This window comes from Avibacterium sp. 20-132 (genome assembly GCF_023611925.1).
Lineage (GTDB): Bacteria > Pseudomonadota > Gammaproteobacteria > Enterobacterales > Pasteurellaceae > Avibacterium.
The window spans coordinates 2,437,618-2,461,619 of record NZ_CP091456.1 but is presented as its reverse complement, the minus strand read 5'-3'; the positions used below and the strand labels follow the sequence as shown (position 1 = coordinate 2,461,619).

20 protein-coding genes, 2 tRNA genes, 3 rRNA genes, 1 pseudogene and 1 riboswitch are annotated in these 24,002 nt (G+C 41.6%); of the genes and pseudogenes, 14 read left to right on the top strand and 12 right to left on the bottom strand.

Annotated features, from left to right (window positions below; all coding sequences use genetic code 11):
* Positions 1-110 precede the first annotated feature (110 nt).
* Complete coding sequence (locus tag L4F93_RS11905) at positions 111-884, bottom strand: FNR family transcription factor (RefSeq protein WP_250350434.1); 774 nt, start codon at positions 882-884, stop codon at positions 111-113.
* Positions 885-1,010: 126 nt separating this feature from the next.
* Here L4F93_RS11905 and L4F93_RS11900 point away from each other — a divergent pair, with 126 nt between their 5' ends.
* Positions 1,011-1,169 carry a hypothetical protein gene (locus tag L4F93_RS11900; RefSeq protein WP_250350433.1) on the top strand — a complete coding sequence of 53 codons (159 nt, stop codon included), beginning with the start codon at positions 1,011-1,013 and terminating at the stop codon, positions 1,167-1,169.
* 18 nt (positions 1,170-1,187) lie between these two features.
* Here L4F93_RS11900 and ftnA (L4F93_RS11895) read toward each other — a convergent pair whose 3' ends face one another.
* The 3 genes from ftnA (L4F93_RS11895) to L4F93_RS11885 all read right to left on the bottom strand — a co-directional run bounded on the left by ftnA (L4F93_RS11895) (position 1,188) and on the right by L4F93_RS11885 (position 3,336).
* Entirely contained in the window at positions 1,188-1,688 is a 501-nt protein-coding gene (gene ftnA / locus L4F93_RS11895; protein WP_250350432.1) for a non-heme ferritin, read from the bottom strand.
* A gap of 21 nt (positions 1,689-1,709) precedes the next feature.
* Entirely contained in the window at positions 1,710-2,198 is a 489-nt protein-coding gene (gene ftnA, locus L4F93_RS11890) for a non-heme ferritin (RefSeq protein ID WP_250350431.1), read from the bottom strand.
* A gap of 226 nt (positions 2,199-2,424) precedes the next feature.
* Complete coding sequence (locus L4F93_RS11885) at positions 2,425-3,336, bottom strand: lysine exporter LysO family protein (RefSeq protein ID WP_250350430.1); 912 nt, start codon at positions 3,334-3,336, stop codon at positions 2,425-2,427.
* 72 nt (positions 3,337-3,408) lie between these two features.
* Here L4F93_RS11885 and L4F93_RS11880 point away from each other — a divergent pair, with 72 nt between their 5' ends.
* Positions 3,409-4,962 (top strand): DUF2813 domain-containing protein, encoded by a 1,554-nt coding sequence (locus L4F93_RS11880; RefSeq protein WP_250351702.1) that lies wholly within the window; start codon positions 3,409-3,411, stop codon positions 4,960-4,962.
* Positions 4,963-5,076: 114 nt separating this feature from the next.
* Here L4F93_RS11880 and moeB read toward each other — a convergent pair whose 3' ends face one another.
* Together moeB and moeA are read right to left on the bottom strand one after the other, a co-directional pair.
* Positions 5,077-5,808: a molybdopterin-synthase adenylyltransferase MoeB gene (gene moeB / locus L4F93_RS11875; RefSeq protein WP_250350429.1), complete on the bottom strand. Its 732-nt coding sequence runs from the start codon at positions 5,806-5,808 to the stop codon at positions 5,077-5,079.
* Between the two features lie 2 nt (positions 5,809-5,810).
* A complete protein-coding gene (gene moeA, locus L4F93_RS11870) occupies positions 5,811-7,025 on the bottom strand; it encodes a molybdopterin molybdotransferase MoeA (RefSeq protein WP_250350428.1) in 1,215 nt (404 codons plus the stop codon).
* A gap of 133 nt (positions 7,026-7,158) precedes the next feature.
* Between moeA and folE the strand changes: the two genes are divergently transcribed.
* Complete coding sequence (gene folE, locus L4F93_RS11865; RefSeq protein WP_250350427.1) at positions 7,159-7,815, top strand: GTP cyclohydrolase I FolE; 657 nt, start codon at positions 7,159-7,161, stop codon at positions 7,813-7,815.
* A gap of 53 nt (positions 7,816-7,868) precedes the next feature.
* On the opposite strand, the gene L4F93_RS11860 is transcribed toward folE, so the two are convergent.
* Entirely contained in the window at positions 7,869-8,801 is a 933-nt protein-coding gene (locus tag L4F93_RS11860) for a gluconeogenesis factor YvcK family protein (RefSeq protein ID WP_250350426.1), read from the bottom strand.
* A gap of 198 nt (positions 8,802-8,999) precedes the next feature.
* A riboswitch (molybdenum cofactor riboswitch) is annotated at positions 9,000-9,150 on the top strand.
* Here L4F93_RS11860 and moaA point away from each other — a divergent pair.
* From moaA to rrf, 9 genes are all read left to right on the top strand, one after another.
* Positions 9,139-10,152 (top strand): GTP 3',8-cyclase MoaA, encoded by a 1,014-nt coding sequence (gene moaA, locus L4F93_RS11855; RefSeq protein WP_250350425.1) that lies wholly within the window; start codon positions 9,139-9,141, stop codon positions 10,150-10,152. (Overlaps the previous riboswitch by 12 nt.)
* A 13-nt stretch (positions 10,153-10,165) precedes the next feature.
* Entirely contained in the window at positions 10,166-10,651 is a 486-nt protein-coding gene (gene moaC / locus L4F93_RS11850) for a cyclic pyranopterin monophosphate synthase MoaC (protein WP_250350424.1), read from the top strand.
* Positions 10,648-10,893, top strand: a complete 246-nt coding sequence (moaD, locus tag L4F93_RS11845) for a molybdopterin synthase sulfur carrier subunit (protein ID WP_250350423.1) — start codon at positions 10,648-10,650, stop codon at positions 10,891-10,893. The genes moaC and moaD overlap by 4 nt, the downstream gene beginning before the upstream one ends.
* Before the next feature lies 1 nt (position 10,894).
* The gene (gene moaE / locus L4F93_RS11840; RefSeq protein WP_250350422.1) at positions 10,895-11,347 is read left to right on the top strand and encodes a molybdopterin synthase catalytic subunit MoaE; all 453 of its coding nucleotides are present in this window, start codon (positions 10,895-10,897) and stop codon (positions 11,345-11,347) included.
* A gap of 311 nt (positions 11,348-11,658) precedes the next feature.
* Positions 11,659-13,201: ribosomal RNA gene (locus L4F93_RS11835) — 16S ribosomal RNA — on the top strand.
* Between the two features lie 80 nt (positions 13,202-13,281).
* A tRNA-Ile gene (locus L4F93_RS11830) sits at positions 13,282-13,358 on the top strand.
* A 25-nt stretch (positions 13,359-13,383) separates the two neighbouring features.
* Positions 13,384-13,459 (top strand) — tRNA-Ala (locus L4F93_RS11825).
* A 308-nt stretch (positions 13,460-13,767) separates the two neighbouring features.
* Positions 13,768-16,666, top strand: a 23S ribosomal RNA gene (locus L4F93_RS11820).
* Between the two features lie 113 nt (positions 16,667-16,779).
* A 5S ribosomal RNA gene (rrf, locus tag L4F93_RS11815) occupies positions 16,780-16,895 on the top strand.
* The 16S, 23S and 5S rRNA genes sit together here with 2 tRNA genes alongside, the layout of an rRNA operon.
* A gap of 211 nt (positions 16,896-17,106) precedes the next feature.
* Here rrf and L4F93_RS12480 read toward each other — a convergent pair.
* Both L4F93_RS12480 and L4F93_RS11810 read right to left on the bottom strand, forming a co-directional pair.
* Positions 17,107-17,362: pseudogene (locus tag L4F93_RS12480) on the bottom strand (lipopolysaccharide kinase InaA family protein).
* A gap of 123 nt (positions 17,363-17,485) precedes the next feature.
* A complete protein-coding gene (locus L4F93_RS11810) occupies positions 17,486-17,674 on the bottom strand; it encodes a hypothetical protein (protein WP_250349671.1) in 189 nt (62 codons plus the stop codon).
* 101 nt (positions 17,675-17,775) lie between these two features.
* On the opposite strand from L4F93_RS11810, the gene L4F93_RS11805 reads away from it, so the two are divergent.
* Together L4F93_RS11805 and L4F93_RS11800 are read left to right on the top strand one after the other, a co-directional pair.
* The gene (locus L4F93_RS11805) at positions 17,776-18,654 is read left to right on the top strand and encodes a phage minor head protein (RefSeq protein ID WP_250350421.1); all 879 of its coding nucleotides are present in this window, start codon (positions 17,776-17,778) and stop codon (positions 18,652-18,654) included.
* A gap of 115 nt (positions 18,655-18,769) precedes the next feature.
* Positions 18,770-19,255: a phage virion morphogenesis protein gene (locus L4F93_RS11800; protein WP_250350420.1), complete on the top strand. Its 486-nt coding sequence runs from the start codon at positions 18,770-18,772 to the stop codon at positions 19,253-19,255.
* A 397-nt stretch (positions 19,256-19,652) separates the two neighbouring features.
* Here L4F93_RS11800 and treC read toward each other — a convergent pair whose 3' ends face one another.
* The 3 genes from treC to treR form a co-directional block, all read right to left on the bottom strand.
* Positions 19,653-21,332 carry an alpha,alpha-phosphotrehalase gene (gene treC / locus L4F93_RS11795; RefSeq protein WP_250350419.1) on the bottom strand — a complete coding sequence of 560 codons (1,680 nt, stop codon included), beginning with the start codon at positions 21,330-21,332 and terminating at the stop codon, positions 19,653-19,655.
* Between the two features lie 13 nt (positions 21,333-21,345).
* On the bottom strand, positions 21,346-22,764 hold the full coding sequence (gene treB / locus L4F93_RS11790) for a PTS trehalose transporter subunit IIBC (RefSeq protein ID WP_250350418.1): 1,419 nt from the start codon (positions 22,762-22,764) through the stop codon (positions 21,346-21,348).
* 288 nt (positions 22,765-23,052) lie between these two features.
* The gene (gene treR / locus L4F93_RS11785; protein WP_250350417.1) at positions 23,053-23,997 is read right to left on the bottom strand and encodes a trehalose operon repressor TreR; all 945 of its coding nucleotides are present in this window, start codon (positions 23,995-23,997) and stop codon (positions 23,053-23,055) included.
* Between the last annotated feature and the right edge of the window lie 5 nt (positions 23,998-24,002).

Here is a 24,002-nt window from a genome sequence, read left to right as displayed (position 1 = left end):
ATGGTTAATTGGCTTATAGCATAGAAAAGATTGGCAAGAATAACAAGTTAGTGTGGAAAAAAACGTGATCTAGTGCAACATATTGTTGCACTAGTTGAGTGAAAAGCCAATTAGCTGACCATTTGAATACGCGTTTTGGTTACTCCTGCTAATTGTGATAACTCTGCCATATTATTTATGGTGATATATTTTCCTTGAACCGAGAGCATTCCTGACTTTTGGAAACGTCCTAGCAAACGGCTAATGGTTTCAACGGTTAAACCTAAATAATTGCCAATATCGCCACGCGTCATCGTTAAACGGAACTCTCGTGCAGAGAAACCACGAGCCGAGTAACGACGAGAAAGGTTATGAATAAACGCCGCCAAGCGTTCTTCGGCATTCATTTTAGACAGTAAGAGAATCATTTCTTGATCACTTTTAATTTCATTACTCATTAAACGCATAATTTGTTGGCGTAATTTGGGCATTTTGCCTGATAAGTCATCTAAAATATCAAAAGGGATCTCGCAGACCATTGCGGTTTCTAAAGCCTGTGCAAAACTTGGATGTTGCATATTCGTAATTGCATCAAAGCCGACGAGATCACCGGGCAAATGGAAAGAGGTAATTTGTTCCTCACCTGTTTCACTAATCGTATAAGATTTAATCGTGCCAGAACGAATTGCATAGAGAGAATGAAGGGAATCGCCTGCTTTAAATAAGACTTGAGATTTTTGGATCGGTTTTTTGCGTTCGATAATGTTATCAAGCTGGTCTAGTTCGTGTTCATTTAATGTGAAAGGAATACAGAGTTGGCTGATACTACAATCTTGGCAGTGAATGGCACAGCCGCCGGATTGAACACGACGCCCAATTTTACTGTCATTAGCTAAAATCTTCATTTAATCCTCAAATAACTCGGTAAAGCAGAAAAAATCATATAAAATTGATCTAACGCAAGAAATAATACCACTAAATGGTAAAATTAAGAAGTTTTAAATAGTTAAATAATTGTTAAGGAAATCCTAATGGCCACTGAAAAGCTGACAAAAAAACGTTTAATTCAAATTATTTTAATGCTTTGCATACTTCTTTCCGCCTTTTTCTACCGAACTTGCCATTATCAACAAATCCAAAGTGCGGTGGAAAATCAGCAAATTTTGGACAAAGAAAAAGCCAGCGAATAACTGGCTTTATGCTGATAACTAAGCGTGATTAACTGCAAGTTTAGCAAGGTCTTTATCCACAAGGAACAGGCCTTTGCCGTCATCGCCGAGAAGATTCAGTTTATCTAAAATACCACTGAATAATTTTTCTTCTTCGTGTTGTTCTGCCACATACCATTGTAAGAAATTGAATGCAGAGAAGTCTTTTTCTTCAAAGGTTTTTCCAACTAATTCATTGATTTTACTGGTAATTAATTTTTCATGTTGGTAAGTGGTTTCAATCACTTGTTTTAATGAACTAAATTCGTGCGGTGGTGCATCAATTTCACTGATGATTGGCAATGCCCCTGTTTCAGTTAAATAAGTGAATAACTTACGCATATGTTGCATTTCTTCCGCTGCGTGAGCAGACAAAAATTGCGCTGCACCGTCAAAACCTTGTTGTTCGCACCAAGCGCTCATTTGTAAATATAAGTTTGAGGAATAAAATTCCAAATTCATTTGATCGTTTAATAATTTAATCACGTTGTTTGATAACATTTTTTTCTCCTTTTATTCTGATTATTCTAATGTAGCTAAATCGCGGTCGATGTAGTAAAGCGAGCGTCCATCTTCACCAACCAAATTAAATTTATCAATAATGCTACTGAATAATTTTTCTTCTTCGTGTTGTTCTGCCACGTACCATTGTAAGAAATTGAAAGTAGAGTAGTCTTTATGCTCAAAGGTAACTTCTACCAGTTCATTGATTTTTGTGGTAACAAATTTTTCGTGTTCAAGCGTGATCTCAAAGACTTCTTTTAATGATTTGTAATCATTTTTTGGTGCTTCAATTTTGCCTAATAATGGCATACCGGTTGTTTCATTTACATAGGTGAATAATTTTTGCATATGCATCATTTCTTCATCTGCGTGGCGTAGTAAAAAGGCTGCTGCGCCTTCATAGCCATTTGCTGAGCACCAAGCGCTCATTTGTAAATACACATTGGAAGAATAAAATTCCAAATTAATTTGTTCGTTTAATTTCTTAATAATCGCGTCTTGTAACATAGCCACTCCTTTCCTTAATGATTAACTAGACTGGGCATAGTTTAACCAGTTTTTTCTTTTTTGCAACTAAAAATATTTATAAGTTATTCATTTTAAAAGGAAATTTTAATAATAATTATTCTATTTGAGAGAATCATTCTTATTGCTAAATATTAAAAAGAAAAGTGCGGTAGAAATTGAATGGATTTTTCAGCCTATATAGAAGATACAGGCTGAAAGTGAATAATTAAGCAAGTGGAATGCTGGAAAAAAATACTAATAAAATTGGCGGCACGATATTCGTTACAAAGCCGAAGCTAATCGCCAGTGGGACAACTTCAATGCCGCCAGAACGTTGAATAATGGGCAAGGTGCAATCTAATGCGGTTGCACCAGCCATTCCGACTGCGGTAGAGCGATACTTAAACATAAAGAAGGGAATAATAAATAAACTCAGAATTTCCCGTGAGAGATCATTAAAAAATGCGATACTGCCAAATACCGGCCCCCAAGCATCATTGATCACAACGCTAGAAAGGGAATACCAGCCAAACCCAGATGCAATGGCTAAACCTTGCGTCATCGGTAAATCAAGGACATAAGCGGAAATGATACCGCCTAGCAAGGAAGTGATAATAAAAACAATCCCCGTATAAATACCACGCTTATTGAAGATCACCTCACGTAACGCAATACCATTATTACGCAGTTGAATGCCGACAAAAAAGATCAACAGAACCAAAGCATAAGTACTTGTACTAAAAGGAAAGGCAAGCCATTCTTTGGTCAAAATCCCCACCATAAAACCAATTAATACCATTGAGCAAAGTTTGGCACTATCCAATAATAATCGCCCACGGGAAGGTAAATCTTTGCCCAAACGTTTAAGTGGCAATGGGTAAAGTTTGTCATAGAGCATTAAGCCAATAATATTGCAACTTTGAATGATTAAAGCAAAGCTGAAGGCAGAAATGCCAATTAACGGTAACGTGTTGGCAAGATCGTCTAAATGCCCTAAAGATACGCCCATAATGAACAAAATGACATAAAGCAGAAGCATTACTATTTGGTTTATACGTTGTAAAAGTGCGGTGTTTTTTGTCTTAAAAAAATAGCCTAAACACATTGGTGCGAGGACGATAAGTAATCCTTCAAACACAGTTTTTTCCTTAAAATGATGAAATTATTATGCTATTTTACGCAAGTGAGATAAAAATACAAAGGAGCAATGATGTATTTGCGTCAATTAGATTTGGTGGGATTTCGTGGCATAAACCGCCTTTCACTTACTTTACAACCGAATATGGTGTTGATTGGTGAAAATGCTTGGGGGAAATCCAGTTTATTGGCGGCGTTAAGTGTCATTTTTAATAACGAGCAACGCCTTTATCAATTCCAATCAACGGATTTTTATCAAGACGAAAAAAATGCCTCTACGGTGAAAGAAATCACCCTATTATTTACCTTTAGCCTTCACCGTGAAGCAAAATCCTTAGCGCATTTTCCTTATCCTCAACTTGCCGTTTTTGATGATGAACCTTATGCCAAAATTTATTTTCAGATTATGGGGGAAATGCGAGGCTCAGAGATTATCACCACCTACCATTTTTTAGATGGGGAAGGGAAAATACTTAGCGTAGAAAACCCAGAACAAATGGCAATGGCATTAATTGCACAGCATCCTGTTTATCGTTTTCGTGATGCAAGACGTAATTCCCCCTCTGATGCTCAATCTTTCTCGGCATCACCTTGGTTGGGTGACCCTAAGCTTAATCGCGAAATTCAATCCACGTTGTGCTTACTGCAACATTATTTTCTCAATCGCGTTATGTCAGCAGAATTAATGCAAGATACCACCGCACTTTGGAATGATGTGAAATCGCTTTGCCTGAAATTGCGCGAAAAACAGCACCATTCATTACGCCATATTTTATTTCAACAATTAAGCCAATTATTTGTTTCTGCTAATGAATTACGCGATCTTCACCGCTTACGGCCAATTATTTTATTTGAAGATCCAGACGCCCGTTTGCATCCTAGAATGGTGGCGATTATATGGGAATTAGTCAGTTATTTACCCATTCAACGTATTACCACTACAAATTCTGTGGAATTGCTCTCACAAATCCCTTTGCAGGCGATTTGCCGTTTAGTGAGAGGCAGTGAACGCACACAAGCTTTTCAGCTCTCACATCAATTAAATAAAGAGGAATTACGCCGTTTAAGCTTTCATATTCGCCATAACCGTAGTCTCGCATTATTTTCGCGAATGTGGCTGTTAGTGGAGGGAGAAACGGAAGTTTGGATTTTAACAGAATTGGCTGATCTACTTGGTATTGATCTTGCGATGGAAGGCATCAGGATCGTAGAATTTGCGCAGTGTGGATTGCGTGCTTTGATTCATTATGCCAAAGCGATGGGAATTGAATGGTATGTGCTAACCGATGGGGATGAGGCCGGTAAAAAATATTCAGCAACCACGAAAAGTCTCTTGAATGAGAATGAATCACCCGCAATGCGACTGACTTATTTACCGAAACAAGATATTGAACATTTTTTCTATTATGCAGGGTTTGAGCGAGTGTTTATTCGATTAGCGCATTGGCAGGAAAGTTCACAGAAATATTTGGTTCATCGTATCATTCAACGTGCCATACAACGCACATCAAAGCCCGATCTTGCCGTGGCGTTATCTGATGAGATTAAGCAACGCGGTGTGGAATCCATTCCTCGTTTGTTTAAACAGCTTTTCACGCGTGTATTAATTTTAGCACGTTCATCTTGAGGAATAGGTAAAAATGGCAAGCAAATAAGTTAAGTGGAGAAATAAAAGTAGAGAGAAAACGGGGAGAAAAAAGGAGAGAAAAAATACACGGCAATGAATGCCGCGATATTTCACTTATTTATGCAAAACGGGAAGCTTAATTTCCCTCACTTTCATCGTAAAGCCATCAATTAGCAATAATCGTCCACATAAATTCTCGCCAATTTTCAACCGCACTTTGATTGCTTCAAGAGCTTGCATTGAGCCAATAATCCCCACCATCGGAGCAAGCACGCCGGTTTCCACACAACTTAGCGGCGCATTGCCAAAAAGTTGGCTGAGTTGGCGATAAGTCGGCGTGTTTTCTTCATAGGTGAAAACGGAAATTTGTCCTTCCATACGGATTGCTGCCCCCGAAATAAGCGGCGTTTTGCTTTGCTCACAACAACGATCTAGCTGATTCCGTGTTTCTACGTTATCGGTACAATCTAGCACCACATCGACATTTTGTAATAACGCAAGGAGCGCCTCATCCGTTAATTGTTGATTGATTGCTTCAAGATGCACGTGTGGATTTAAGCGTTGTAAACTGAGCTTAGCGGATTCCACTTTGGGCATTGCAAGACGGCTATCATCGTGTAGCACTTGGCGTTGTAAGTTAGACAAAGAGACGCGATCAAAATCCACTAAAATTAATTTGCCAACGCCCGCTACAGTTAAATATTGGCTTGCAGCACAGCCCAAGCCTCCCAAGCCCATAACAAGCATTGTGCTATCTTTTAATGTTTCTTGACCATCAAAATCAATGGATTTCAGTACAATTTGGCGATTGTAACGCAGTTCTTCTTCCGCAGTGAGTTCGATCATAATTAGCCCAACAATTCATTAAAGGGTTCAATGGTAACCATTTCACCGGCTTGAACATTGCCTCGTTCTGCTTCTAATACAATAAAACAGTTGCTTTCAATAAACGCACTAAAGAGATGAGAACCTTGAAAACCAACGGCTTTGACTTCAAGTTGTCCTTGTTCATTGAGCCAATAAAAACCGCGTTGAAAGTCTTTGCGACCGATGCCCTTTTTCAGATTTTCACTGGCTATCGCCTTGAGTTGTTGTGGCGCTTGCCATTGGCTATATCCACTGAGTTTTGCGATAGCAGGCTGTACTAACTGATAAAACGTAACTAATGCCGAAACGGGATTTCCTGGTAAGCCACAAAACCACGCTTTTTCGAGTTTACCGAATGCAAAAGGTTTGCCGGGTTTCATTGCGATTTTCCAGAAATTAACCTTGCCAAGTTTTTCTAAAATATTTTTTGTGAAATCTGCTTCACCGACAGAAACCCCACCGCTGGTAATGACTAAATCTGCTTGCTCTTGTGCTTGTAAAAAGGCTTTTTCAAATAATGCTTCATCATCAGGCAAAATGCCGAAATCTAAAATTTCACAAGGCAATTTTTCGAGCAATAATTTCACCGTAAAGCGGTTGGTATCGTAAATTTTACCTTCACTTAATGGTTCACCTACTGGCACTAATTCATCACCCGTAGAAAGAATAGCGACTTTTAAACGCGCAAATACAGGCACTTCAGCAATACCTAAAGACGCAAGTAAGGGTAAGGAAAGTGCGGTGAGTTTTTCGCCTGTTTTTAGTACCACATCGCCTTTTTTCACATCTTCACCAGCACGGCGAATATTTTGCCCTAATTTGGGGATTTCATTGAAGGTTACCGTGCCGTCTTCATTAAGTTGCACATTTTCTTGCATGACCACGGCATCGGTACCCGCTGGGATCATTGCGCCTGTCATAATTCGTATTGCACTTTGTGGCAACCACTCACCATTAAAAGGGTTACCCGCAAAGGCTTTGCCTGCAACGTTTAACGTATGTGATTGTGCAAGATCCGCAAGACGTACCGCATAACCATCCATTGCAGAGTTATCAAAAGAAGGCACGTTAATTGGAGAGATAATATTGTCCGCACAAATACGTTGGCTCGCTTGCGATAAGGGGAGCGTTTCACATTGTTGTGGTAAAGGAAGTTGCTCTAACATCTGTGTTAGCGCTTGTTCAAGGCTAAGCATAAATTGTCCTTTTGTCTGCTTAAATATTTTCTCATTCTACTCATTTTTTTCATATAAATTAACTATTATTCTCATTTTATTATTGTTTTAGACTTTGATAGAATAGCCCAATTTAAAATTTGGAGAGTAGTCAATGAATAAAATTTCACCTGAGGCAGAAAAAGTTCGTCAGGCATTAGTGAGCAAAGGGATAGAAACCCCGATGATTACCACACAACTTACAAAATCTCAACGTCGAGAAGGCATTGAGCAACATATGCGTGAGGTAATGAAATTGATTGGTCTGGATTTGCGTGATGATAGCCTTGAGGAAACCCCCATTCGTTTAGCCAAAATGTTCATTGATGAAATTTTTAGTGGCTTGGATTACGCCAATTTCCCGAAAATCACTAATATTGAAAATCGAATGAAAGTGAGCGAAATGGTGTTGGTGAATGACGTTACGCTAACTAGCACTTGTGAACATCATTTTGTCACCATTGATGGAATGGTGTCCGTTGCGTACTATCCGAAAAAATGGGTAATTGGGTTATCAAAAATTAATCGTGTTGTGGCGTTTTTTGCCCAGCGCCCACAAGTACAAGAACGTTTAACTGAACAAATCTTACTGGCTTTCCAAACCATTTTAGAAACAGAAGATGTGGCAGTGTATGTTAAAGCCACTCATTTTTGCGTGAAATGTCGAGGTATTAAAGATACCAATAGTTATACCGTTACCTCTGCATTTGGTGGCGTATTCCTTGATGACCGAGAAACAAGGAAAGAATTTTTGAGTTTAATTAATAAATAATTTTAGGAAAAAATAGGGCGAAAGAATTTCGTCCTATTTTTAAGTACGAGGACTTATCTTATTAGTTCTTCAATTAAATCATCAATGGCTTTGCATAATAATGTGCGATCGTGGCGGTAGGTTATATCATCTGCGCGTAATCGTCTCGCAATAAGGGTTAAACCTTCATTTTTCTGTACTGGTTCTAAGCCATTTTGAACAATTGCGCCATCAATAATATTTTTTCCTACCGTTTCGTTAATCCAATTTATCCGATCTTGTAACGACAATGCCGCAGAAGGACTATGCTCAACTCCAAGATTATCAATGAAAATTTTCTTAGCTTGACTGTTTCTCAATGCATCGATGATTTCAGGTAATAAAATCGGTGGCATTATGCTAGTGAGAAAACTCCCCGGTCCAAATAAAATAATTTCAGCCTGTTGAATGGCTTGTATCGCTTCGGGCGTCGCACTGACAAGGGGAACAAGAAAAATAGAATTGGGGATTTCAGTTAAATCATCAATTTCGACTTCACCAACTACGCTTGAGCCAGAGGGAAGCGAAGCAGCGAGGTGTACAGGGGTTTCAGACATTGGGATAATGAATGATTTTACATGTAAGAGATCGCGGATTAAATTCACCCCTTCAGTTGGGCGAATATGCATATTTTCTAACGCTTTAAGCATTAAGTTGCCGAGATTATGACCTGCTAATTCCCCACTTCCTGAAAAGCGATATTCAAATAATGCCGAAGCAGTGCTAGGTTCTGTGATAATTTGATTTAAACAATTACGCAGATCACCCCAAGCAATCCCGCCTTGCTGTCGCCGAATTCTTCCTGTCGAACTGCCATTATCTGTAGTGGTAACGATACCAGTAAGACGTTCTTTCATAAAACTCAAGGCAGACATTACGCGTCCAAGTCCGTGTCCTCCGCCAATAGCCACAATTTTATTTATTTTATCTAAGTTTTCATGACGGCTATGTGGTGTTAAATCACTCATTATTTTTCCTTAAGTAGGTGAGGGTGAGACGGATGTTAAGTATAAACAAATTTAAACAAAAGTGCGGTGTAAATTTTATAAATTTTCGTTATATAAAATATTATATAATTGATTTATAAGTAAAAAATATCCCCTTTTTTGATATAGATCTCATTCTAGGTATAGCTTAAATTCGCTTAAACCTTTAGAATAAAGAAAATTTTCGCATAACTCCGAGCTTGTTTGCCTACGTTTTATTTAACGATGAAATAAGGTAGCAATGCCAGTAATACAATGTTGTATTACTCAGGGATACGTTGGAAACGGCTTATCCTCTCTCATTTTAGAAAGGTGTCTAATGCAAACAATTCCCATAAAGCAGGTGGGAGAAACGCGTCTTATAGATGGGTTTGCTCGCCAATATTATTATCTGCGCTTATCTATTACAGATATGTGCAATTTTCGTTGTAACTATTGTTTACCCAATGGTTATCAGCCAGAGCCAAATAAACCGAGCTTTCTTACTCAAAGTGAAATTGTTCGCTTGGTGCGTGCTTTTGCTCATCTTGGTACGGAAAAAATTCGTATCACGGGCGGTGAGCCGACCTTACGCAGAGATTTCCTCTCAATCGTGGAACACATTCAGCAAGTTGAACATATTAAGCAAATTGCGCTCACAACCAATGGTTATCGTATGGCAAAAGAGGTAGCCGCTTGGAAACAAGCAGGAATTACCTCCATAAATGTGAGTGTCGATAGCCTTGATGCTAAAATGTTTCAACGTATTACAGGGGTAGATAAATTTGCTGAAATTATGCAAGGCATTGATCGTGCTTTTGAGGTGGGATACCGTAAGGTAAAGGTAAATGCTGTATTAATGAAAAATCTGAATACCCAAGAATTTGGGGCGTTTCTCAATTGGATTAAAGATCGCCCCATTCAAATGCGATTTATTGAATTAATGCAGACGGGCGAAATGGATCAATTTTTTCAACGCTATCATCTATCTGGGCAAATTTTAGCTGATCAATTACTTGAGTCCGGTTGGCAATTACAACCGCGTGGTTATTTAGATGGCCCTGCTAAAGTGTTCAAACACCCCGACTATCAAGGGGAAATCGGTTTAATTATGCCTTATGAAAAGAATTTCTGTACAAGTTGCAATCGATTACGAGTCTCCGCAAAAGGTAAATTGCATTTATGTTTATTTGGTGAGGAGGGCATTGAATTACGTGATTTATTACAGTATGACGAGCAACAGCCACAATTAGAAGCACGTATATTTTCAGCCTTACAAGGAAAACGGGAACATCATTTTTTACATAATGGTGATAGCGGAGTGCGTAATCATCTTGCCAGCATTGGCGGTTAATAAAGGAATAACGATGACCACATTTACTCATATTAATAACAATGGCGAAGCCAATATGGTGGACGTTTCGGGCAAACAAGAAACGGTTCGTGAAGCAAGAGCAGAAGCTTTAGTGACAATGTCACCCTCTACCTTGCAAATGATTTTATCAGGCCAACACCACAAAGGTGATGTTTTTGCCACCGCGCGTATTGCAGGGATACAAGCGGCAAAACGGACTTGGGATTTAATTCCATTATGTCATCCTTTATTACTTTCAAAAGTGGAAGTCTCTTTAACTGCCTTACCTGAGCGTAACCAAGTGCGTATTGAAAGCCTATGCAAATTAACGGGCAAAACAGGCGTGGAAATGGAAGCACTTACCGCAGCAAGCGTGGCTGCCTTAACCATTTATGATATGTGTAAAGCGGTGCAAAAAGATATCGTGATTGAACATATTCGCCTTTTAGAAAAGTGCGGTGGAAAATCTGGCCATTTTTTAGCAGGAAAAACAGAATGATTAAAGTATTATTTTTCGCCCAAACACGAGAGTTAATTGGTGTTGATGAGATCGAAGTAACAGGACAATTTGCCAATGCAGAAGCATTACGCCAACATTTAAGTGCCAAAGGGGATAAATGGGCATTAGCATTAGATAAAGAAAAACTTTTGGTTGCGATTAACCAAACATTGTCTAATCTTGAAAGTGCAGTACAAAATGGTGATGAAATTGCTTTTTTCCCACCTGTTACAGGAGGATAAGATGGCAGAAATCCAAATAGCTGTACAAACTGCACATTTTGATCAAAATGCGGTTTATCGTTGGGTGTCTGCGCCGAATAATGTTGGGGCTGCCGTGATTTTCGTAGGAAAAGTGCGAGAAATGAATTTAGGAGATAATGTATCCAGTTTGTTTCTAGAGCATTATCCTGCAATGACCGAAAAAGCGTTACGTGAAATCGTGGAAGAAGCCTGTTCCCGTTGGCAGTTATTACGCGTGGCTGTCATTCATCGTGTTGGTTTATTGCATACGGGGGATGAAATCGTGCTTGTTGCGGTCAGTTCCCCTCACCGTGGTGAAGCCTATCAAGCAAATGAATTTATTATGGATTTTCTGAAAAGCAAAGCGCCTTTTTGGAAAAAAGAGCAGACAGATAAGGGCGAACGGTGGATTGAACATCGAGAGAGTGATCAGCAGGCGTTAGATAAGTGGTAAAAGCCGCATTTTTGATAAGTTTTTTATTTACTTAAGGTGTTCTAGTAAAAATTTGTATTTTTTTACTATTTTTTACAAAAAAACACTTGCAAAGATTTTCGAGATGTCTATAATACGCCGCACACAACGACGCGACGTTGTAGAAATAAAGATGATACAAATCGCGTCGTTATTTTTTGCTCTTTAACAATCAATCAGACAATCTGTGTGGGCATTCGTTGATTTTCAAAAAGATTTAAAATTTAGAAATCAATGATGCTTAACTTGAAATTCGAAAAGAATATAACGTTATGTATTCATTGAGCGAGATTAAACTGAAGAGTTTGATCATGGCTCAGATTGAACGCTGGCGGCAGGCTTAACACATGCAAGTCGAACGGTAACGGGTTGAAAGCTTGCTTTCGATGCTGACGAGTGGCGGACGGGTGAGTAATGCTTGGGAATCTGTTTTATGGAGGGGGATAACCATTGGAAACGATGGCTAACACCGCGTAATATCTGAGGATTAAAGTAGTGGGACCGCAAGGCCACTAGCCATAAGGTGAGCCCAAGTGGGATTAGGTAGTTGGTGGGGTAAAGGCCTACCAAGCCTGCGATCTCTAGCTGGTCTGAGAGGATGACCAGCCACACTGGGACTGAGACACGGCCCAGACTCCTACGGGAGGCAGCAGTGGGGAATATTGCGCAATGGGGGGAACCCTGACGCAGCCATGCCGCGTGAATGAAGAAGGCCTTCGGGTTGTAAAGTTCTTTCGGTGATGAGGAAGGTGGACGTGTTAATAGCACGTTGATTTGACGTTAGTCACAGAAGAAGCACCGGCTAACTCCGTGCCAGCAGCCGCGGTAATACGGAGGGTGCGAGCGTTAATCGGAATAACTGGGCGTAAAGGGCACGCAGGCGGTAAATTAAGTGAGATGTGAAATCCCCGAGCTTAACTTGGGAATTGCATTTCAGACTGGTTTACTAGAGTACTCTAGGGAGGGGTAGAATTCCACGTGTAGCGGTGAAATGCGTAGAGATGTGGAGGAATACCGAAGGCGAAGGCAGCCCCTTGGGGAGATACTGACGCTCATGTGCGAAAGCGTGGGGAGCAAACAGGATTAGATACCCTGGTAGTCCACGCTGTAAACGCTGTCGATTTGGGGGTTGGGCTTTGAGCTTGGCGCCCGTAGCTAACGTGATAAATCGACCGCCTGGGGAGTACGGCCGCAAGGTTAAAACTCAAATGAATTGACGGGGGCCCGCACAAGCGGTGGAGCATGTGGTTTAATTCGATGCAACGCGAAGAACCTTACCTACTCTTGACATCCAAAGAAGAACTCAGAGATGAGTTTGTGCCTTCGGGAACTTTGAGACAGGTGCTGCATGGCTGTCGTCAGCTCGTGTTGTGAAATGTTGGGTTAAGTCCCGCAACGAGCGCAACCCTTATCCTTTGTTGCCAGCACTATGGGTGGGAACTCAAAGGAGACTGCCAGTGATAAACTGGAGGAAGGTGGGGATGACGTCAAGTCATCATGGCCCTTACGAGTAGGGCTACACACGTGCTACAATGGTGCATACAGAGGGAAGCGAGCCTGCGAGGGTGAGCGAATCTCAGAAAGTGCATCTAAGTCCGGATTGGAGTCTGCAACTCGACTCCATGAAGTCGGAATCGCTAGTAATCGCGAATCAGAATGTCGCGGTGAATACGTTCCCGGGCCTTGTACACACCGCCCGTCACACCATGGGAGTGGGTTGTACCAGAAGTAGATAGCTTAACCGAGAGGGGGGCGTTTACCACGGTATGATTCATGACTGGGGTGAAGTCGTAACAAGGTAACCGTAGGGGAACCTGCGGTTGGATCACCTCCTTACCGAAGAGAAGACGAATGTTCACACAGATTGGTTGATTGATGTTAGACAATGAGAAGCAAAGGAATACCCGAATCCTTGAGGGTCTGTAGCTCAGGTGGTTAGAGCGCACCCCTGATAAGGGTGAGGTCGGTGGTTCAAGTCCACTCAGACCCACCACTCAAGTGATGAAGAAGAAATGATTGGGGATATAGCTCAGCTGGGAGAGCGCCTGCCTTGCACGCAGGAGGTCAGCGGTTCGATCCCGCTTATCTCCACCAAATCATTTAATGAGATGTAAATCATTAGTAAGTTCTTTTAGATTGTCTTAAGTAAGTGTACTTAAGATAGATTTTAGTCAGAGAATTTAGTAATGATAGTACACAAAATCAGTATTATCCTATTTGCTCTTTAACAATGTAAAAACAAGCTGAAAACTGAAGAGACTTTCAAGCCGGTGATAAAGGATAAAGTTTATCACTGAATTGAAGAAGTCTGAGTAGAAGAAGACTTACTTGAACAAAAGCAAGTAAGCGATTCTCAACGAATGACGATGATAGCTTTAAGGAAAAAATCCTTGAGGTTGTATAGTTAAGTGAGAAAGCGTACAGGGCGGATGCCTTGGCAATCAGAGGCGAAGAAGGACGTGCTAATCTGCGAAAAGCGTGGGTGAGTTGATAAGAAGCGTTTAACCCACGATGTCCGAATGGGGAAACCCGATAGGTGAAGAACCTATCATTGTTTACTGAATAAACTAGGTAAACAAGGCGAACCGGGAGAACTGAAACATCTAAGTACCCCGAGGAAAAGAAATCAACCGAGATTCTGTGAGTAGCGGCGAGCGAAAGCGGAGTAGCCAGTAAGTGATAGCAAGTGATTTAGGAGAATTGACTGGGAAGTCAAGCGAAACAGGGTGATAGCCCCGTATCTAAAAAATCGCGTGTGGTACTAAGCTTACGAGAAGTAGGGCGGGACACGAGGAATCCTGTTTGAAGATGGGGGGACCATCCTCCAAGGCTAAATACTCCTGATTGACCGATAGTGAACCAGTACTGTGAAGGAAAGGCGAAAAGAACCCCGGTGAGGGGAGTGAAATAGAACCTGAAACCCTGTACGTACAAGCAGTGGGAGCCCTTTGGGGTGACTGCGTACCTTTTGTATAATGGGTCAGCGACTTATATTTTGTAGCGAGGTTAACTGAATAAGGGAGCCGAAGGGAAACCGAGTCTTAACTGGGCGATGAGTTGCAAGGTATAGACCCGAAACCCGGTGATCTAGCCATGGGCAGGTTGAAGGTTGGGTAACACTAACTGGAGGACCGAACCGACTAATGTTGAAAAATTAGCGGATGACCTGTGGCTGGGGGTGAAAGGCCAATCAAACCGGGAGATAGCTGGTTCTCCCCGAAATCTATTTAGGTAGAGCCTTGTGTGAATACCTTTGGGGGTAGAGCACTGTTTCGGCTAGGGGCCCATCCCGGGTTACCAAACCGATGCAAACTCCGAATACCAAAGAGTACTGCACAGGAGACACACGGCGGGTGCTAACGTCCGTCGTGGAGAGGGAAACAACCCAGACCGCCAGCTAAGGTCCCAAAATCTATATTAAGTGGGAAACGAAGTGGGAAGGCTTAGACAGCTAGGATGTTGGCTTAGAAGCAGCCACCATTTAAAGAAAGCGTAATAGCTCACTAGTCGAGTCGGCCTGCGCGGAAGATGTAACGGGGCTAAAATATAGTACCGAAGCTGCGGCATCAATCGAAAGATTGTTGGGTAGGGGAGCGTTGTGTAAGCGGAAGAAGGTGAATTGAGAGGTTTGCTGGACGTATCACAAGTGCGAATGCTGACATAAGTAACGATAAAACGGGTGAAAAACCCGTTCGCCGGAAGACCAAGGGTTCCTGTCCAACGTTAATCGGGGCAGGGTGAGTCGGCCCCTAAGGCGAGGCTGAAAAGCGTAGTCGATGGGAAACGGGTTAATATTCCCGTACTTGGTAAAGCTGCGATGTGGGGACGGAGAAGGTTAGGTTAGCGTACTGTTGGAAATGTACGTTTAAGTTGGTAGGTGGGTAGACTAGGCAAATCCGGTCTACTGTCAACACAGAGAGATGATGACGAGGCTCTACGGAGCTGAAGTAACTGATACCACACTTCCAGGAAAAGCCACTAAGCTTCAGGCTTTACTAAACCGTACTGAAAACCGACACAGGTGGTCAGGTAGAGAATACTCAGGCGCTTGAGAGAACTCGGGTGAAGGAACTAGGCAAAATAGCACCGTAACTTCGGGAGAAGGTGCGCTGGCGTAGTGTGAAGTTCTTTGCGAATGGAGCATGAACCAGTCGAAGATACCAGCTGGCTGCAACTGTTTATTAAAAACACAGCACTCTGCAAACACGAAAGTGGACGTATAGGGTGTGATGCCTGCCCGGTGCTGGAAGGTTAATTGATGGTGTAATCGAAAGAGAAGCTCCTGATCGAAGCCCCAGTAAACGGCGGCCGTAACTATAACGGTCCTAAGGTAGCGAAATTCCTTGTCGGGTAAGTTCCGACCTGCACGAATGGCATAATGATGGCCAGGCTGTCTCCACCCGAGACTCAGTGAAATTGAAATCGCCGTGAAGATGCGGTGTACCCGCGGCTAGACGGAAAGACCCCGTGAACCTTTACTATAGCTTGACACTGAACCTTGAATTTTGATGTGTAGGATAGGTGGGAGACTATGAAGCGGTAACGCCAGTTATCGTGGAGTCGTTGTTGAAATACCACCCTTTAACGTTTGATGTTCTAACGAAGCGCCTGAAACGGGTGTTCGGACAGTGTCTGGTGGGTAGTTTGACTGGGGCGGTCTCCTCCCAAAGGGTAACGGAGGAGCACGAAGGTTTGCTAATGACGGTCGGACATCGTCAGGTTAGTGCAATGGTATAAGCAAGCTTAACTGCGAGACAGACAAGTCGAGCAGGTGCGAAAGCAGGTCATAGTGATCCGGTGGTTCTGAATGGAAGGGCCATCGCTCAACGGATAAAAGGTACTCCGGGGATAACAGGCTGATACCGCCCAAGAGTTCATATCGACGGCGGTGTTTGGCACCTCGATGTCGGCTCATCACATCCTGGGGCTGAAGTAGGTCCCAAGGGTATGGCTGTTCGCCATTTAAAGTGGTACGCGAGCTGGGTTTAGAACGTCGTGAGACAGTTCGGTCCCTATCTGCCGTGGGCGTTGGAGAATTGAGAGGGGCTGCTCCTAGTACGAGAGGACCGGAGTGGACGCATCACTGGTGTACCAGTTGTCTCGCCAGAGGCACTGCTGGGTAGCTAAATGCGGAAGAGATAAGTGCTGAAAGCATCTAAGCACGAAACTTGCCTTAAGATGAGTTCTCCCCGACTTTAAGTTGGTAAGGGTTGTTTGAGACTAAGACGTAGATAGGCTGGGTGTGTAAGCGATGTGAGTCGTTGAGCTAACCAGTACTAATTGCCCGAGAGGCTTAACTATACAACACTCAAGGGTTTTTGCTTGTTTTTGATTGAGAGAGTAGGGATTTTAGAGCGAAAGGCTTTGAAGTCTGTAGATAAGAGAGATAAGCTTTAGATAAGCGAAAGAATTATCTTGGCGGCGTTAGTGCAGTGGACCCACCTAAATCCATGCCGAACTTAGAAGTGAAACGCTGTAACGCCGATGGTAGTGTGGGAGTTTCCCATGTGAGAGTAGGGCACCGCCAGGTTTTGAATGAAAGAAGAACGCCATTGAGGGAACTCAGTGGCGTTTTTCCATTTTTGGAGGGAGGAGGATATTTTCACTCTATTACTCAAAAGATAAAAGAGGATTGAAATCTAAGTAGGTTATTAAATTTTTAAAATTCACTTTTTGCAAAGTCAAATAAAAATTTCTATTTTTATTCAAAATAAGAGAAAAGGATTTATATAGCTGCTAAATTATTTACAATATCCAACTAAAATTTCATTCCAATCTGGCTGAGTAAATTGAATTGCCAGTTTATTTCCCTCTTTATTAAAAGAGCGGTGTAATTTAGTTAGATTTTGGGCTTTCCAACTATTACCCGATTTTTCTGTGCATTTCTAAGAGCCAATATTTTTGTTCTGGCGTGACGAAATGTTGTACTAAAATAGTATGGGGGTTGAGGTTGGTGTGGCAAATTTGTCGATCATGTAATTGACAGATTAGTCGCAATACTCATTCAAACTCTGCTTCAAATAAACGCCTATCCATCGTGGCTGAATAAATCATGAGTGTAATTATAGGCTATTTTGGTCTTTGATTTGAGCTGCAACAGATGATGTGCGCAAGTATCGTTTAGCAATTATTAGGCATAAGGGCGGTAATAAAAGGTATCCAATCCTGTTTCATCAATAAAACGGCTTGATATTCATCGTATTGTTCCAATGTATGTTGATAAGCGGCTACTTGCTCTGGTTTTTGCTCTCCTTTATAGCGGGCTGTCTTTTTTACGCGTAATACCCAAAATTCACTCAAATAAGTCATATTTGAGCGATTTTGTAAGTGCGGTGCTTTTTTGTTAATTATTTATTCGACAAAATCATTGCTCTTTTGAGGATGGTGATTTTGCTCAGTGGTATCAACAAATGCGAGATAATGTAGATAACCGCCCTTATTGGCAATATAGCGCCGTCAATGATGATCGCACCCGCCCAAGTCATAGCGCAATGAATGGTTTAGTATATGCCTACGATGATCCATTCTGGCACACCTTTTACCCGCCTAATGGCTTTAATTGCCGTTGTACGGTGATTGCCCTTGCCGAGCGGGATATTAAGCGGCGTAACCTCGAAGTTAGCCAAGGCGAAGGGCGATTGGTGGAATATGAGCGTAAAATTAACCAACGAGAAACCGAGAAAACCACGGCGTTTAAGGTCAATGAAGATCGTTGGGTGATTACTGACCGTGGCTTTGATTACAACGTGGGGCGCACAAGTTATAAACCCAATTTAGACCTGCACCCCGAAAAACTCGCTCACCAATTTGCCAAACGGGAAATGAGTGGTACTGGCTTTAAATGGGATTTTAAGCAATTTGAAAAAGAGTTTAATACCGCGAAACAGGCATTAAAATTAGGTGATAAACCGAATAGCACGCAACTGACTGCCATCCGTAACCAGCTACGCCGTGAATATAAATTTACTGCGGGGGTGCTAAATGCAGAAGATAAAGCCAAACTCGCTAGCCAAACCGCAACCGTGTGGCTGTCTGATGATACTTTGATTAAGCAGTTTAGTAGTCGCAAGAATGATGATTTTGATGTATCAGATTATGCACAATTACCTGATTTGATTTATCAACCTGAATTTATCGTAGAAACAAGGGATAAGCACTTTCAGTTTTTTAAAGAGATTGATGCACAAAAGTATACAGTAATTTTAAAATTTTTAGAAAATGAAGTTTTTGTACAATCGTTTAGGAAAGTGAGTTTGCGGGAATGGAATAAAGCGTTTACTAACCGCTAGGGGGTACTGCGAAGCCCCACACGCTCTCGGACATTCAAGCAGGTTAAACCATCTTAAATAGGCTGCGATCAGCAGAATTCATCGCTTTTCTAGCGGTCAGTAGGACAATATAACTATGATTGAAATAAAAATCAACAACGAAAAAGAAGTGTTTGAACTATTGGAACGCTTAAGCCAAGGTGTGCGTTATAACGCCCCTTTAATGCGTACCCTTGCAGGCACGATGCAATCAGCAGTCGATCAAAACTTTCAGGCAGGTGGTCGCCCTAAATGGCTGGGGGTAAAATCTCGCCCGAATGGTTCGCCTTTAATTGATAGTGGGGCGTTGCGCAATAGCATTCGCGCCAGTTGGGATAATGATGAGGCTATTGTTGGCACGAATTTAGCCTATGCCGCTATTCATCAATTTGGCGGCAAAACCAAGCCCCATAAGATTAAGCCTGTAACCAAAAAAGCCTTGAGCTTTGGGGGCATTGTGCGAAAATCCGTTAATCATCCGGGGAGCAATATCCCAGCTCGTCCATTTCTGGTTTTAACCCCACAAGACGAGGCGGATATTTTAGAGGACGTACAAGCCTATTTTCAGCGTTTGATAAAATAATGCTATTTAGCCCCTAAATCGCACACTGTGCGATTTAAAACGGTTTTAAAATGGGTTTGCTACTCTCTTTACCTTTTTATTTATTCTTTGCACTTAAATCTGTGCTGAACGTCAACACTTCTTTTCTCCTTTCTCTTTCTCGTTATGTTTGTCTTCATTGGATGAATGAGGACTTTTTAGGAAATTAGACTTATAACTGAGTGATAACGAAGAAAGTTTGAATATCTGCGCATACCATTTGTAATGAATATCTCAGTTAAGTAGCAAAAAATGAAGTAAGTGACGAAGAAACGACAATGCGAGAAAGTGGATTTAAATACAAAATAAATGTTCTAAAAATGCTCTGCACTTGAGGTATCAAGCACAGAGCAAAGAGCGGTAGTTTTTCTACAAATTTTTATTTTTGATAGAAATACAGTCCTTGGAACGGTTCAAGTGTGAACTGGCTTGTTACTTGAGGTTCAGTTACCTGAATATGGCTATTTTCAAGTAATATCCATTGCTGGTTTGCCAAGTTTTCCGGCAGTTTAATGTGTTGTGGCTCGTTACTTAAATTGGCTAAAACTAACAATTTTTCATCCGCACTTTCACGCAAATAAGTCCATAGGTTTGGTGAAGTTGGATTGAGATCTTGGTAGTTCCCCTCAATGAAAATTGGATATTGTTTGCGTAAGGCGATTAAGCGTTGATAAGTATAAAATACCGATTGTTCATCAGCCAAAGCCTGTTCTACGTTAATCTCTGTTTGTCCAACACCAATCCAAGGCTCAACTTGGCTGAACCCGCAGTAAGTGCCATTATTCCATTGCATTGGTGTGCGGCTATTATCGCGAGATTTTTGTGCCAGAATTTTTATTAATAGGTTTTCATCCATTCCTTGTTCACGCAGTTCAGCGAACATATTCAGGCTTTCTACATCACGATATTGCTCAATTTTCGAGAAGTTTGGATTAATCATTCCAATTTCTTCACCTTGATAAATATAAGGCGTGCCTTCCATTCCGTGTAATACCATTGCTAGCATTTTGGCTGATTGTTGATGCCATTTGCCTTCATCACCAAAACGCGAAACAATGCGCGGTTGATCGTGGTTACACCAAAATAGTGCATTCCACGCTTTGCCGTGCATTCCTTGTTGCCAATAATTAAAAATTTGTTTTAATTCCACAAAATCAGGTTTGGCGAGTGTCCATTTTTCACCATTTGGATAATCCACTTTCAAATGATGGAAATTAAAGGTCATTGATAATTCTGAACCTTGCTGATTGGCATATTGCTGACAATGCTCAAGGCGGGTGGAGGACATTTCACCCACTGTCATTAAGTTACGAGGTTGGAACACTTCGCGGCTTAATTCTTGCATAAATTCGTGGATGCGTGGGCCATCGGTATAGAAACGACGTCCATCACCTTGATTATCATTAGGAAAATCTTGTTGCTTGGAAACCAGATTAATGACATCTAAACGTAACCCATCTACGCCTTTGTCTGCCCAAAAATGACAAATTTTTTGTAATTCTGACCGCACTTGTGGATTTTCCCAATTCAGATCCGCCTGCTCTGTGGCGAAAAGGTGTAAATAATGTTTGCCCACGCGTTCATTCCATTTCCACGCGTTGCCACCAAATTTAGAACGCCAGTTATTTGGTGGGGTAGTGACATCATCCCCTCGCCAAATATAAAATTGGTGATAAGGGCTTTGTGGATCTTGTGCCGCTTTGAACCATTGATGTTCCGTTGAAGTGTGATTAAACACCATATCCATAATAATACGGATATGACGTTGATGCGCTTGAAAAACCAGTTGCTCAAAATCTTGCATTGTGCCGTAAATGGGATCGATGGCACAATAATCTGCCACATCATAGCCATTATCTACTTGAGGCGACACATAAATTGGCGTGATCCAAATGGCATCTATACCCAGTTTTTGTAAATAATCTAAGCGCTGAATAATGCCTTGTAAATCACCAATGCCATTGCCGGTGGTATCTTGGAAACTTTTTGGATAAATTTGATAAATTACGCCGTTTTTCCACCATTGAGGGTGAGAAAGTGCGGTATTTTTTTCTATCATTTTTGCCTCGCTGTTATTGTGGAAGTGTGCCATTGGCAGCACGACGTTTATACACGATCATTGTTAAAATGAGTGGCACAACCACGGCAACCACCATCGCAAAGGCAAACACACCCCAGAATGGTAATTGAATGGAAAGAATGCCGGGTAAACCACCCACACCAATACTGTTTGCCAGCACGCCATTTAAGCCACAAATTAGACCTGCACAAGCTGAGCCGATCATTGCACAAAGCATAGGGAAACGGTATTTCAAGTTGATCCCATACATTGCAGGCTCGGTAACACCTAGGTAAGCAGAAATGGTTGCTGGCACAGAAATTTCACGTTCATTGGCTTTTTTGCTTACAATTACAATGGCTAACACCGCAGACGCTTGTGCGATATTTGAAAGGGCAATCATTGGCCATACGGGCGTGCCTCCAATATTTTGAATCATTTGCATATCAATGGCGAGGGTAGTTTGATGAACCCCCGTGATAACTAATGGAGCATAAAGAAAGCCAAATAACGTTGCACCGATTGGCGCGAAACTGCCTGTTAATCCTGCGCGGACGACATAAGCCACGCCATTACCGATTTCACGACCAATAGGGCCGATAATAGAATGCGCAAGGAATACGGTGATAATTAACGAGGTAACAGGCACAATCACTAAATTCAATGAAGCTGGCACAATGCGACGTAAGCGCGTTTCGATCCAGCCTAAGGCTAACCCCGCCATAATTGATGGAATAACTTGAGCTTGGTAACCCACTTTATCAATAGCGAACCAACCGAAATCCCACATTTCAGGAATTTTTGAGCCAAGTTCGTAAGAATTCATTAATTGTGGTGAAACCAAGGTTACCCCAAGCACGATTCCCAAAATGGGTGAGCCTCCCATTTTTTTCACGGTGGACCAGCAAATTCCTACTGGTAAATAGAAGAAAATTGCTTCACCAATTAGCCATAGGAAAGAATGGATAGTTGCCCACATTGGGTGTGTTTGCACTAAGGTTTTGCCGTCAAACATTGGAATATCCCCAATTACATTGCGGAAACCTAAAATCAACCCTCCGCTAATTAAGGCAGGTAAAAGAGGAATAAAGATCTCCGCAAAATGTGAGATAAGTTGTTCATACCATTTCATATTTTGGCGTGCAGCGATTTTCGCTTGCTCTTTATTTGCCTCAGAAATTTGCGTTTGTTTAAGCAATTCTTGGTAATAAAGATCCACTTCAGGCCCAATCACCACTTGAAATTGCCCGGCATTGGTAAAGCAGCCTTTCACCATAGGCAACGCTTCAATGCCTTTCACATCAGCAATTTCAGGTTGATTTAACACGAAACGTAAACGCGTGATGCAATGGCTCGCTGTGGCAATATTCTCTTTCCCACCAATTAACTGGATTAATTGGGTAATATATTGAGGATGAATTTTCTTTGCCATAATTTTTCCTTTCGTCTAAAAAATGTTCGTGCGTATCTTACGCATTTTTATTTTTCTCTCAATGGGAACGTTCCCAATCTGTGATCTAAATCACAGATTTAGATGCAACGAAGGGGAATTAATGAATGAAACGGAGATTGAATACGCCAAATAGCGTGAAAATGCACTGTTTTAACCTTTTCTTTCGTATCAATTTGGCTATTGTTCATCTTGATCGTCTGTATTTCATTGTAATAAAAAGACATTATTTTACGGAAAAATGAGATATGGCAAATAGCGTAAAAAGATCTAAACCAACCCACAATCAATGCAATTCGCCTTAATTTCTTTGTGTTCCAGTAAATGAAAGAGTTGTTTGACTGCTTGTTTACCGGCAGTAGTAAAGCCGAGATCGACACTCAAAGTTTGAGGGAAGAGAAATCGTAATAGCGGATTGTTACCGATGCCAGCTACGCGAATGTGAGTAATTTGGTGTTCTTGCAACCATTTGACTATCCCGATTGCCAAGGTGTCGGTGGCACAGACAATGGCAGAAATTTGCGAAAAATCCACCGCACTTGCTAATTGATAAGCACTGTCATAGCTTAGCTCACCTAGCACGGCATAAGGTGAAAGCTGATGAGCTTGACAAAAGTGAAGATAGGCTTGATGGCGCAAGTAACCTGTCGTCATATCGCTTTCTTGTACACCAAGATAAGCGATTTTTTGATGACCTTGTTGATGCAAGGTTTCAAGTAACAGGGTTACGGCACGTTGTTCATCATAGTACACACAAGAAAATTGCACATAATGGCGTGCAATAACCACTAATTTTTTTTCCCAACCTTGCAGATCTTGTTCTTCTAAGCCTGAAAACGCAAATAAAATGACACCATCAACACGGCGTTGTTGAAAGAAGTTGAGATGTTCCTGCAAACGGTGCATTTCCATTTGGCTTTCTACAATAATGGGTTCACAGTTCGCCGCGTAGAGTAGAGGGAGCATTGCGGAAAGGGCTTGGTTTTCCGCATTAGACGTTAAACGCGTAACAATAATGCCGATCATTGGGTTGCCTTGTCCACGCATCGCCCGTGCAGATTGCGAAGGGGTAAAGTTATGTGCTTGAATAATCGCTTGAATTTTCTCGCGTGTTTCCGTACTCACGTTGCTATCTTGGTTTAATACGCGAGAAACGGTTGATTTTCCTACGCCAGCTAAGGCAGCAATATCTTTAATCGTGAGTTTTTTTGCCATTATTC